The sequence below is a fragment of the Mycobacterium sp. 852002-53434_SCH5985345 genome, from assembly GCF_001667155.1.
Lineage (GTDB): Bacteria > Actinomycetota > Actinomycetes > Mycobacteriales > Mycobacteriaceae > Mycobacterium.
The window spans coordinates 51,403-62,997 of the sequence record NZ_LZIE01000092.1 but is presented as its reverse complement, the minus strand read 5'-3'; the positions used below and the strand labels follow the sequence as shown (position 1 = coordinate 62,997).

The 11,595-nt window shown below is 66.0% G+C and carries 12 protein-coding genes and 4 tRNA genes; 6 read left to right on the top strand and 10 right to left on the bottom strand.

Translation table 11 applies throughout. From position 1 onward, the window contains the following. Positions 1 to 46 precede the first annotated feature (46 nt). From A5756_RS23300 to A5756_RS23290, 3 genes are all read right to left on the bottom strand, one after another. Positions 47 to 859: a class I SAM-dependent methyltransferase gene (locus A5756_RS23300; protein WP_066957954.1), complete on the bottom strand. Its 813-nt coding sequence runs from the start codon at positions 857 to 859 to the stop codon at positions 47 to 49. A gap of 57 nt (positions 860 to 916) precedes the next feature. After that, entirely contained in the window at positions 917 to 1,555 is a 639-nt protein-coding gene (locus A5756_RS23295; RefSeq protein ID WP_232005396.1) for a M15 family metallopeptidase, read from the bottom strand. Positions 1,556 to 1,645: 90 nt separating this feature from the next. Then, complete coding sequence (locus A5756_RS23290; RefSeq protein ID WP_066957950.1) at positions 1,646 to 2,245, bottom strand: TetR family transcriptional regulator; 600 nt, start codon at positions 2,243 to 2,245, stop codon at positions 1,646 to 1,648. 61 nt (positions 2,246 to 2,306) lie between these two features. Between A5756_RS23290 and A5756_RS23285 the strand changes: the two genes are divergently transcribed. Then, positions 2,307 to 4,022 carry a CocE/NonD family hydrolase gene (locus tag A5756_RS23285; protein ID WP_066957948.1) on the top strand — a complete coding sequence of 572 codons (1,716 nt, stop codon included), beginning with the start codon at positions 2,307 to 2,309 and terminating at the stop codon, positions 4,020 to 4,022. A gap of 114 nt (positions 4,023 to 4,136) precedes the next feature. On the opposite strand, the gene A5756_RS23280 is transcribed toward A5756_RS23285, so the two are convergent. From A5756_RS23280 to A5756_RS23265, 5 genes are all read right to left on the bottom strand, one after another. After that, positions 4,137 to 6,683 carry an excinuclease ABC subunit UvrA gene (locus A5756_RS23280; RefSeq protein WP_066957946.1) on the bottom strand — a complete coding sequence of 849 codons (2,547 nt, stop codon included), beginning with the start codon at positions 6,681 to 6,683 and terminating at the stop codon, positions 4,137 to 4,139. Between the two features lie 5 nt (positions 6,684 to 6,688). Beyond that, entirely contained in the window at positions 6,689 to 7,018 is a 330-nt protein-coding gene (locus A5756_RS25695) for a DJ-1/PfpI family protein (protein ID WP_082960077.1), read from the bottom strand. Positions 7,019 to 7,059: 41 nt separating this feature from the next. Then, a tRNA-Phe gene (locus A5756_RS23275) sits at positions 7,060 to 7,136 on the bottom strand. A 26-nt stretch (positions 7,137 to 7,162) separates the two neighbouring features. Next, a tRNA-Asp gene (locus A5756_RS23270) sits at positions 7,163 to 7,239 on the bottom strand. 29 nt (positions 7,240 to 7,268) lie between these two features. Further along, positions 7,269 to 7,341, bottom strand: a tRNA-Glu gene (locus A5756_RS23265). Between the two features lie 124 nt (positions 7,342 to 7,465). Between A5756_RS23265 and A5756_RS23260 the strand changes: the two genes are divergently transcribed. Next, positions 7,466 to 7,541: transfer RNA gene (locus A5756_RS23260), tRNA-Lys, on the top strand. Positions 7,542 to 7,571: 30 nt separating this feature from the next. On the opposite strand, the gene A5756_RS23255 is transcribed toward A5756_RS23260, so the two are convergent. Further along, a complete protein-coding gene (locus tag A5756_RS23255) occupies positions 7,572 to 8,471 on the bottom strand; it encodes a class I SAM-dependent methyltransferase (protein ID WP_066957944.1) in 900 nt (299 codons plus the stop codon). Between the two features lie 89 nt (positions 8,472 to 8,560). Here A5756_RS23255 and A5756_RS23250 point away from each other — a divergent pair, with 89 nt between their 5' ends. Genes A5756_RS23250 through A5756_RS23240 form a run of 3 tightly spaced genes read left to right on the top strand, consistent with a single transcriptional unit; the run spans position 8,561 to position 9,763 of the window. Then, complete coding sequence (locus A5756_RS23250; RefSeq protein WP_066957941.1) at positions 8,561 to 9,061, top strand: nucleoside deaminase; 501 nt, start codon at positions 8,561 to 8,563, stop codon at positions 9,059 to 9,061. A gap of 46 nt (positions 9,062 to 9,107) precedes the next feature. Beyond that, positions 9,108 to 9,515, top strand: coding sequence for a metalloregulator ArsR/SmtB family transcription factor (locus tag A5756_RS23245; RefSeq protein ID WP_082960076.1), 408 nt, complete (start codon positions 9,108 to 9,110; stop codon positions 9,513 to 9,515). Between the two features lie 41 nt (positions 9,516 to 9,556). After that, positions 9,557 to 9,763, top strand: coding sequence for a zinc transporter Slc39a7 (locus A5756_RS23240; RefSeq protein WP_066957939.1), 207 nt, complete (start codon positions 9,557 to 9,559; stop codon positions 9,761 to 9,763). 6 nt (positions 9,764 to 9,769) lie between these two features. Here A5756_RS23240 and A5756_RS23235 read toward each other — a convergent pair whose 3' ends face one another. Beyond that, positions 9,770 to 10,810: an oxygenase MpaB family protein gene (locus A5756_RS23235; RefSeq protein ID WP_082960075.1), complete on the bottom strand. Its 1,041-nt coding sequence runs from the start codon at positions 10,808 to 10,810 to the stop codon at positions 9,770 to 9,772. 67 nt (positions 10,811 to 10,877) lie between these two features. On the opposite strand from A5756_RS23235, the gene A5756_RS23230 reads away from it, so the two are divergent. Next, positions 10,878 to 11,483 carry a TetR/AcrR family transcriptional regulator gene (locus A5756_RS23230; RefSeq protein ID WP_066957937.1) on the top strand — a complete coding sequence of 202 codons (606 nt, stop codon included), beginning with the start codon at positions 10,878 to 10,880 and terminating at the stop codon, positions 11,481 to 11,483. Positions 11,484 to 11,595: the final 112 nt, after the last annotated feature.

The window sequence follows — 11,595 nt, the reverse complement described above, 5'->3', positions numbered from 1 at the left end:
AGCGCAGCTTGGCGGTGCTCCGGACCCGATCGGGCTTTGATTCGGCCTATCGCCGGCAGAGAATCTCACCGTGGGGGATCGACAGCCAGCCATCCGGCGCCGCGGCCCATGCGCGCCACGCCGCGGAGATCTCCTCGAGTTGCGTCGCCGTGGCCAGACCCAGATCCAGCAGGTCTCGCGCGACCCGCGAGTGCAGTATCCGATCGGCCCACATGCCGCCCCACCATTCACGCGTCGCCGGCGTCGCGTAGCACCACACGCTGCCCGTCGGCGTCACGTCGGCGAAGCCCGCCTGCTGGGCCCAGGACAGCAACCGCCGCCCCGCATCGGGTTCGCCGCGGTTCGCGCGAGCGGCCCGCTGGTACAACTCGCGCCACAGCTCCAGCGCCGGCAACTGCGGGAACCAGATGAATCCCGCGTAGTCGGCGTCCCGGGCCGCCACGACGCCGCCGGGGGCGCACACCCGTTTCATCTCCCGCAGCGCCCCTACCGGGTCGGCGACGTGTTGCAGCACCTGGTGTGCGTGCACGATGTCGAATGCGCCGTCCGGAAAGTCGAGCCGGTGCACGTCGGCGGTCGCGAACGACACGTTCGACAAGCCACGCTGCTGGACCTCGGTGCGGGCGACGCCAAGCACGTCGGCCGACTGGTCGACGGCCGTCACCTGTCCCGGCGCGACGCGGGCGGCCAGGTCAGCGGTGATCGTCCCGGGCCCGCATCCGATATCCAGCACCGACAAGCCGGACTTCAGGTGGGGCAGCAGGTAGGCCGCCGAGTCCTCCGCGGTGCGCCGCTGGTGACTGCGGAGCACCGACTCGTGGTGCCCGTGCGTGTAGGTGGGCCCGCGTTCGTGCGTCATGCCCGAAGCGTAAGCCGATGATCCATATTATGGAATTTGTATCTCACTATATGAGATTCAATCCACTGGCACGTTGAGGATCGGGCGGTCGACCGCGGCACCGGGGCCATCGAAATGCCACCACTCCCCGGAGTACGGGGCGAGCCCGCCGTACTTCATGGCGTCCCGCAGGGCCGCCCGGTTCGCCTGGGCGTCGGTGCTGACCCCCTGGGTTGCGAAAGCGTTTGCGCGCGAAGAGAAATCATCGAAGTCGGTGCCCATGTCGGCCAAGCAGAGCCCGTCCGCGTGCAGGCCGGAAGCGCACGGCTGCTGCGTCGTCGTCAACGTCACGTCCACTGAGCGCCCCGACTCATGGCTGTGCGCATACTGCCCGGGCCGGGCGACCCACGCCGGGTTGGGCACGACGTTGAACATCTTGACCTGAACGTCGTGGGGCCGGTAGCAGTCCCAAAACACGAGCAGGTGCCCCTGCGGGCGCAGCGCCGTGGCGGCCGCCGCCAGCCCGGGGGCCATCGATTGGTGCACCAGGCATCGGGCGTCGGAGGGGTACAGCTGTGTGTGGGTGAAGTTGTTGGTCGTCGCGTAGCGCAGGTCGATGACGGCGTCGGGGACCACGCTGCGGACGTCGACGAATCCAGCCGCGCGCGCCGCATCGCTTACCGGCGGGACATCGGGACTCGCCTGGGCGGTCCCCATCCCGCAGACCGCGACCGCTAGCGCAAGGGCGGGGCGCAAGTGACGCATCCGGTCATTGTCGCGGTTGGCCGTGCCGAATCGCGTTATCTGCTAGAAGATGTCGCCCTCGACGTAGCGTTGCAGGTTCGGCGCCATCGCCGCCACCACCTCGTCCTCGGGCATCGACGCGATCGGCTCCATCTTCCAGACGTAACGCAACAATGCGAAGCCGATCAGTTGAGTCGCGATCAAGCCACTGCGCCGCAGTCGTTCGTCCTCGTCGGCGCCCAGGGTGGAACCGCCGATCAGTCCGCGTTCGACGATCAGCCGCAGCTTGTCTCGGGTCTTGTCTTCATGGGCGGCGGTCAGCACCACCGCCCGCAGGATCGGCCCGACTTCGTCATCGGTCCAGGTGTCCAGCACGGTGCGGATCAATTGCCGACCCAGATCGGCCGTGGGCGTGGCCCACGTCGCGGCCACCGCATCGAGCCACTTCTGCGGCGGCGTGGTGGCGGCATCGAGCAGGCCCTCCTTGGATCCGAAATAGTGATAGATCAGCGCCGGGTCGACGTCCGCGGTCCGCGCGACGGCACGAATCGCCGTGCCGGCCCAGCCATGTTCGGCGAATTCGTCGCGGGCAGCGGCCAGAATGCGCGCCGCAAGCACGCCGCGCTCGTCGCGCGGGCCGGGGGTGATCGATCGCTGCGGCACCGCCCCACCATACCCGAAGTTTCATCTTGCGTTGAGACTAGTTTCAACGTAGCGTGAAACTATGACCATTCTCAACGGCCCGCAGACCACCGGTCGGGAATACCGGAACCTCAGCGAGCCGCGATACGCGTCGCGCACCGACATCAATACCGCGATCAGAATGCGGGACGGCGCAACGCTTTTGGCCGACGTGCACCGGCCCGATGCCGACGGCCGGTTCCCGGCGCTGTTGGCCGCCTCGCCATATCCGCGGCAGATGCAGGACCTCGGCGCCCCGGCGGGTTTCATCGAGGCCGGCAAGACGGACTTCTGGGTACCGCGCGGCTATGTGCACGTCATCGCCAACCTCCGCGGCACCTGCGGCTCCGAGGGCACGTTCAACTTCTTCGACGCGCAGGAACGCCGGGATGTGCACGACCTGGTGGAGTGGGTTGCGGCGCAGCCGTGGTGCGACGGAAACGTCGGCATGATCGGCATCAGTTATTTCGCGATGACCCAACTCGAGGCGGCCGTCGAGCGGCCGCCGCACCTCAAAGCGATCTTTCCCCTTGCCGTGACGAGCGACCTGTACGAGGGCGCCAACCACCACGGGCTGTTGAGTTCGTCGTTCATCACCCCGTTTCTCGCCATGATGGGCCTGACCTCCGACCGCAGCGACAAGCTGTGGCGCAGCAAGCCAGTCGGGTTGGCGCGGCGCGTCCTCAACAGTCCGGGCGTACACAAGAAGTTCGAGACCATGAACGGCGAGGCGGCGGTCACCATGCTGCGCCAACTGCTCAGGCTGCCCCACAACCCCCACCCGTGGGACGAACTATGGCAGGAGGCGGCGGTCAAGCACCCGACGCGCGACGAGTGGTGGGAAGAACGAAACCTGCTGCCACTGCTCAAGGAAATCGACATCCCGGTCTACTTGGGGTGCGACTGGCAGAACGTGCCGCTGCACCTGCCGTCGACCTTCGCCGCCTGGAACGCGTTGTCGGACAACGGGTGTGTGCGAATGGGGATGCTCGGTGAGTTCGGGCTGACCTGGCCATGGGAAAGCATGCACACTGAGGCATTGGCCTGGTATGACCACTGGTTGAAGGGCCGCGACACCGGGATCACCGACGGGCCGCCGATCCGCTACTTCTTGCCAGGCGCCGACGAGTGGCGAACGGCCGACTCCTGGCCGCCGAACGCATTGCATCGTGAGCTGGCCCTGCGTGCCGACGGCGGTCTGGATGCGGACGAGGGCGAGCCGGGAGGTCGCGAATTCATGGTCCTGGGGTCAGGTCTGGGCCGCGTCAAAGCCAGCGAGATCGATCCGCCGTCGCTGTTGGTGTGGACCAGCGAGCCGCTGAGCCAGGACGTCGATGTGGTCGGTGATATCGAGCTGCGGCTGGTGGCCTCGGCGACGGCGATGGACACCGCGTGGATCGCGACGCTGCAGGACGTGGCGCCCGACGGGAAGACGACCGACGTGACCGCGGGCTGGTTGCGCGCCAGCCTGCGGGAGGTCGACGACGCGTCCAGCCGGCCCGGTGCGCCGGTGCTGCCCTGCCGCACGCCGCAAGCGGTGCCGCCGGGAGAGGATATCGAGTATCGAATCCCGTTGGTTCCCAACGCACGCCGCTTCAAGGCGGACCACCGCATTCGGCTGACGCTCACCAGCGACGACCAAGACCCGTCGACGCCGGCGATCATGAATTTCCGGCATGCCAGCGTCGGCACCTCCAGCCTGAACACCGTGCGCTCGTCGTCGCGGTTGTTGATTCCGGTGCTCAGCCCACCGGCGTGAATTCGATGTGCAACTCGGTAAGCCCGCGCAGTAGGAAGGTGGGCTCGTAGCGGTACCGGCGACAGCCCGCCTGGCCGTGGCTACGAGTGGTTTTCGTCAAAACCGACAAGGTTTTCACCGAGTAGGAGACGGCATCAGCTGCTTCGCCAAATACGGCGCCGTTCGGCTGTGTTTCGTACGTGCAACCTCATTCGGCGTGCCCGCCGCGACAACCTGTCCACCGTCGCTGCCGGCTCCAGGCCCTAGGTCGATCACCCAGTCCGCACCCGCGACCATCCGCATGTCATGTTCGGCCACCACCACGGTATTGCCCGTATCGACCAGGCGGTGCAGTTGACGATCGAGCAGATCCACATCTGCGGGATGAAGCCCGGTCGTCGGCTCGTCGAGGACGTAGAGGGTATGCCCTCGGCGCGGTCGCTGGAGTTCGGAGGCGAGCTTAATCCGCTGCGCCTCGCCACCTGATAGCTCGGTCGCGGGCTGTCCGAGACGGAGATACCCCAGTCCGACGTCTCGCAACGTAGTCAAGCTCCGCGCCGCCTTCGTCACGTCGGCAAGAAAGCCCGAGGCCTCGTCGACGGTCATCGCGAGCACGTCGGCGATCGTGCGATCGCGGTACCGCACCTCGAGTGTCTCGTCCGAGTAACGCGCTCCTTGACACGCCGGGCAGGTGGCGTATGTGCCCGGCAGAAACAACAATTCGACGGAGACGAACCCCTCCCCCTGACAGGTGGGACACCGCCCTTCGGGCACATTGAACGAAAACCGGGCCGCTGTCCAACCGCGCCGACGAGCCTTGGCAGTCGCGGCGAATTCGTGGCGCACGGCGTCGAACAAGCCGGTGTAGGTCGCCAGCGTCGAGCGCGGCGTGCGTCCGATCGGGCGCTGGTCGACAGATACCAGCCGATTGATCTCCTCGACACCTTCTGCCGTCACGCCGATGCTCGCGTCGTGATCGAGATCGACGATCTCGGTGTCGGTTTCGTCGTTACCAGATTCGCCCGGCTCGGCTGCGCGTCCCGTACCGAGATGGCTGTGCACAACGTCGCCGAGGACCTTGACGACGAGCGTTGACTTGCCGGAACCGGACACTCCGGTGACCGCGGTGTACACACCAAGCGGCAGGTCCACGTCGAGGTCGCGCAAATTGTGGAAGCAGATCCCGCGCAGTCGCAACTGCCCGGACCGCGTCCGCGGTTCACGGGGCGGCGGCCTGGCCCCATCGAAGAGGTACCTGCGAGTGACCGATCCCTCGATGTCGGCGAGACCCGGCACCGGCCCGCTGTAGAGCACACTGCCGCCAAACTCCCCGGCCCCGGGTCCGACATCGACGACCCAATCGGCACGGCGTACCACATTCATGTCGGGCTCGACCACGAATAGCGAATTGCCGGCGCGCCGTAGGCGATCGAGCACCTCGAGCAGCGGTTCGGCGTCCGCTGGGTGCAGCCCGGCCGACGGCTCGTCGAGCACGTAAAGCACGCCGAACAACCCGGCGCGCAGTTGGGTGGCCAGCCGCAACCGTTGCAATTCGCCCGGTGACACTGTCGGGGTGCGGCGACTAAGCGTGAGGTAGCCGAGGCCGAGGTCGACGAGTACCTGAAGGCGTGCGACCAGATCGGCGGCGATCATCGTCGCCACTTCTGTCAACTCGCCCGATTCCGTTGACTCGTACGCGGGGGCGGCATCGGTCCGAGAAGCCGTCGGGCGCAACGTGTCAGCAAGATCGGCCAGCGGCATTGCCGCGTAGTCGGCGATGGTGTGCCCGGCGAATGTTACCTTCAGCGCTTCCGGTCGCAGCCCGGAACCGTCGCATACCGGGCATTCGACGGTGTCGACGAATTGCAGTACGCGACGGCGCATCATCGGGCTATGGGAATTGGCCAACGTGTGGCGGACGTGGCGCTCGGCACTGGAGAACGTCCCGTTGTAGTAATAGTCGGCCTGCACCGGGTGCTGGCGCGGGTCAATTTCGACCGTTGGCTGCTCATCGGTGAACAGAATCCAATTGCGTTGACGCTTGGGCAGTTTCCGCCATGGCTTGTCGATGTCGTACCCCAACGTGATGAGGATGTCACGTAAGTTCTGGCCCTGCCACGCGCCCGGCCATGCGGCGACGGCGCCTTCACGGATGGTCAGCGACGGGTCAGGTACAAGTGACTCCTCCGTCACCCGATGAATTCGCCCCAATCCGTGGCATTCGGGACACGCCCCCACCGCGGTGTTCGGGGAGAACGCATCGGAGTCCAGTCGTTCAGTGGCCCCCGGAGGGTAGGTTCCGGCGCGCGAGAACAACATCCTCAGCAGGTTCGACAGGGTGGTGACGGTGCCGACCGTCGACCGCGACGTTGCCGAACCGCGGCGCTGCTGCAATGCCACGGCGGGCGGTAGGCCCGTGATGTCATCCACCTTGGGCGCGCCGGCTGGCAGCAGCAACCGACGGGCGTACGGGGCGACGGATTCGAAGTAGCGACGCTGGGCCTCGGCATAGATGGTCCCGAACGCCAATGACGATTTGCCGGATCCGGAGATCCCGGTGAACGCGACCAGCGCGTCGCGGGGCGCTACGACGTCGACACCACGCAGATTGTGGACCCGCGTCCCGTAAACGCGCACACATGAGTCGATTTCATCAGTGCGCAGGTCGGATTTCACTGTCATCGTGCTCAGACGAGTACCCGCGCTGCAGCCCAGCAAGCATGATGTTTGCTGCTCACCGTCGCAGCGCGCATACGGGTACGGGTGGAACGAATCTTTATCCGTCCAGTCGGCCAAGACGATGGTGTGTCCTGTGGCGCCCGACTCGGGACGACGTTCCGGTCGCGCACCACCTCCCGGTCGAGCCAGGTGGCGCCGACCTTTACCAGGTCGTCGCGGATGCCCGGCCACGAGGTCAGGGTCCGCCCATCGAGCAATCCTGCGGACGCAAGCGCCGACGGCCCGTGACACCGCCAAGTATGTGGGTTAGCAGTCCCGGCACCGAGAGCGTGCCGGATTCAACGCGGTGGCTTAAAGGACAATTCCCTGTCCTCAAGACTGGTGGCCAGGGGCGGGATCGAACCGCCGACCTTCCGCTTTTCAGGCGGACGCTCGTACCGACTGAGCTACCTGGCCGGAAGGCATGTAGTGCCTCGCCGAGTTGGCGACCCTGACGGGACTCGAACCCGCGACCTCCGCCGTGACAGGGCGGCGCGCTAACCAACTGCGCCACAGGGCCTTGCTGCTGCTCCGCGTCACCGCGTCGCGTACCCCCAACGGGATTCGAACCCGTGCTACCGCCGTGAAAGGGCGGCGTCCTAGGCCACTAGACGATGGGGGCCAGAACCGAATCACTCCGGGGTACTCGCAACGTGGTTTCGTTAGGAGCCACGTCAGCTTAGGTCACTGTGTGCCCAATCCTCAAACGAGCCGGCTTTCGGGCCCAAGTATCCTGAATCTCCGCGGCCCCTATAGCTCAGTTGGTAGAGCTACGGACTTTTAATCCGCAGGTCCTAGGTTCGAGTCCTAGTGGGGGCACCAAAGCGGCTAGTTGGCCGCGTCGATCGGCGCTCAGCGCCCGAGCACCGCGCTGCTGTAGGTGACATCGGCAAAGGCTTGGGCGACCTCATCGTCGGCGTAGACAAAGCCGTTGGCCGCGTGCAGTTCCGCGACCGTCTGCGACGAGGTCCGCCAGCCGCGCTGGTCGAGGTGGTCGACGATGTGGCTGCGCTCGCCGTGATAGACGAGGTCGTTGAAGTCGACCTCGAAGCCGAGCTCGCTCATCCGGTCGTGGTGCGCCCGCCAGCGCGGGTCGGCGAAAATGGCGGTGTCAGGCACGAAGTCGAAGGCCAGGCGGCTGCCGGGGGCGCTCAGCGCGGTGATGTTGTCGAACAACGCGTCCTGGGCCGCCTCGGGCAGATACACCAACAGACCCTCGGCGCTCCACGCGGAGGGGACCTGCGGATCGAATCCGGCATCGCGCAACGCCGTGGCCCAATCGTCACGCAGATCGACGGCCACGGTGCGCCGCTCGGCGGTCGGCACGGCGCCCAGATCGTCCAGAGTCAGAGTCTTGAACTCGATGACCTCCGGCATGTCGACCTCGTAGACGACGGTGCCCGCCGGCCACGGCAGGCGGTAGGCGCGCGCATCCAGCCCCGACGCGAGGATCACCGCCTGGCCGATTCCGCTCCGCGTTGCGTCCAGGAAGAAGTCGTCGTAAAACCTTGTGCGACACGCCATCCCCCGCGCCATCCGGTGCGGATCGAACTCGGAAGCCCCACCGGCCGGGATCTCGCCGTTCACCAGCCGGACGTAGACGTCGATCCCGACGGCGCGCACGAGCGGCGCCGCATAGGGGTCGTCGATCAGCTTCGCGTCGGAGGACAGGGCCCGCTGGGCGGCGACCATCGTCGCCGTCGCACCGACGCTCGTCGCCAGATCCCAACGATCACGATCGGTGCGCGCCATGGTGCTCCTCATCCCGACCAAATTAAATAGACAACCTAGTCAGTATCGCAGGACTGATCCTCAAAGCCCGCGGGACTACCCTCCGGCCTATGACCGACTTCGCCCAGCGGACGATCGACCTGGCCCGGCGCAACGTCGCGGAGGGCGGTCGGCCGTTCGCGACCGTGATCGTCAAAGACTCCGAAGTCCTCGCCGAGAGCGCCAACAAAGTGGCACAGACGAGCGACCCGACCGCCCACGCGGAAATCCTGGCCATCCGGGAGGCGTGTATGAAGCTGGGCACCGAGCACCTGGTCGACTGCACGATTTACGTGATGGCCCATCCGTGTCCGATGTGCCTCGGCTCGCTGTATTACTGCTCACCCAAGGAAGTCGTCTTCCTCATCACCCGCGAGGCCTACGAGCGGTACTACCTCGACGACCGCAAGTACTTCGAGGTGTCCACCTTCTACGACGAATTCGCCAAGAGTTGGGACCGGCGGCGCCTGCCCATGCGCTACCAGCCGCAAGAAGGCGCGGTGGACGTCTACCGGCTCTGGAACGAGCGCAACGGGGGTCAGCGCCGGTCCACGGTCGTCCCGTCACCCTGAGAAGGCAGCCGTTGGCAGCGCCGCCGAACTTGAATATTATTTGCGTATGCATGCAGGTAGTAGCGAAGGCCGGCTGCCGGACGATCAGGCGAGTCTGGTGGTCGAGGTCTTCCGGATGCTGGCCGACGCCACCCGCGTGCAGGTGCTCTGGTCGCTGACCGACCGCGAGATGTCGGTCAACGAACTCGCCGAGCACGTGGGTAAGCCGGCGCCGTCGGTCTCCCAGCATCTGGCGAAGCTGCGAATGGCGCGCCTCGTCCGCACCCGCCGGGAGGGAACGACCATCTTCTACAGCCTCGAGAACGACCACGTCCGTCAGCTCGTCATGGACGCGGTCTTCAACGCCGAGCATGCGGGTCCGGGCGTGCCCGGTCATCACCGCACGGACGGCGGGCTGAAGGCCGTCGCCGAATCAGCGCCCTTGCCGGGCCGGCGGGACAGCGGCACCAAGTGAATAAGGGATCGGCACAACGCTTTTGACCCAAGGAGCACACCATGACCGAGCAGCACACCCATGACACGCCGCACGCGCACGAACACGAGCACGGCGACGTCACTCATGCGCACACGCACACGCACACCGCGCACGAGCACGACCACGTCCAGCACGAGCACTCCCACGGCCACGCCGACGGCACCGAGCACAGCCATCAGCACGTGCACCAGGCGGGTCTGGAGGATGTGCACGGTCACCCGCACTAGAGGGCGCTAAACCCCAGGGCAGTAGTGCATGGGATCGCCGCGCTTGTCCAGCGGCGGCAGATTGCGTGCCGGCGTCTGCGGCAGCGGCGCGTCGGCCGGGATGCGCCCGGATGCGCGGTCGAGGCCGGCACGGGCTCGCGGGTGCTTGCGGTACCTGGGCGGCACAACGGCGAAGATCAGCCGCACCATGTTGCCGAAGCGTCGGTGCAACCACTCGTCGCGGTCGGTCCACTGAAAGCCCAACCGTTCGCGAACGGCCGGGTGATAGAAGCCGACGGTAAGCCAGACGAAGAACGGCCGTGACAGCTTGGTCAGGCCGCCCCACAGCCAATCCGGGAGCCACGGAGCGATCGGCAGCTTGTCATATATGGTCAGATCGAGCACTGCCCGCGTCGCGTAATTGTCCTCTAACACGTTGCGACACATGTGGTCCCAGTAGACCTGAAACTCTTCCCAGGTCTTCGGCACCGGACGCATGCTCATGCCGTACATCCGGTACCACTGAATGTGTTCGTCGAAGAGTTGGCGCTTTTGGGCTTCGGTCAGACCGCCGCCGAACCGTTCGGCCACCAGGATTGTGCCCATGAAGAACGTGCTGTGTGCCCAATAAAAGACGTCGGGATTGAGCGCGTGGTACCGACGCCCTTGGTCATCCACGCCCTTGATGTCGGTGTGGTAGTCGCGGACCTCGGCACCCGTCGTCGGAGCCCGGTCTCCGTCGAAGACCACCCCACCGATCGGGTACAGCGACCGCATCACCCGCGGCAACGGTTCCCGGAAGAACGTCGAGTGTTGCTCCACAGCGGCGCCCAACTGCGGGTGCATGTTCTGCATGGATCCCGCGAACGGGCCCTGCAGCATGCCGCGCCAGTCGCCGAAGTACCGCCAGGTCAGCGATTCGGGGCCGAGCGGGACTGGTGGCGCGTCGTAACCGAGGGGCGACACCGGGCAGCCGCCGGCTACACCGGCCGACGAGTCCGCCGTGGTTGCAGCGTCGCGCACGACGTCGCTGGTCAGCGGACGGGGTCCGGACGTATGTTGAGGCACTATTGGGTTCCTGTAGGTATCTGCAAAACTGACTACATGCGTTGTCAGTTTCAAGCTTAGGAGCGATGTGCAGTCCGGTCAACGACGGGGCCGTTGGACCGGCGTCCCCTTGGGGGATCGCCTTGCCCTCCGCCGCGACGACCTCATCGCCGCCGGGGTGCAATTGCTCGGCAGCGACAGCCGACCGGCGTTGACCGTGCGTGCCGTGTGCCGCAAGGCCGCGTTGACCGAACGCTACTTCTACGAAAGCTTCTCGGATCGAGACGAATTCGTGCGCGCGGTCTACGACGACGTATGTACGCGCGCAATGAACACACTCACCTCCGCGAATACCCCGCGGGAGGCCGTCGAGAGGTTCGTCGAGCTGATGGTCGACGACCCGGTCCGCGGGCGCGTGTTGTTGCTGGCACCGGCGGTCGAGCCGGTATTGACGCGCTCGGGTGCGGAGTGGATGCCCAACTTCATCGAACTGCTGCAGCGCAAGTTGTCGCGGATCGGCGATCCCGTGCTGCAGAAGATGATCGCCACCAGCTTGGTCGGCGGCCTGTCCAGCCTGTTCACCGCGTATCTGAACGGCCGGCTCGGCGCGACGCGCAAACAATTCATCGACTACTGCGTCGACATCCTCTACATCACGGCGGCCCCGTACGTGCCCGCCCCCGACCTGGGGTAAGTGCGACCAACCTGTTTATCGGCCGCGCCGCGCCGGCAACTCGTAAAAGATGAACTTGTTGGCCGCGAGAAGCGCAAAATATGGGATCTAACCGTTACCGCGGGGGCGGCCG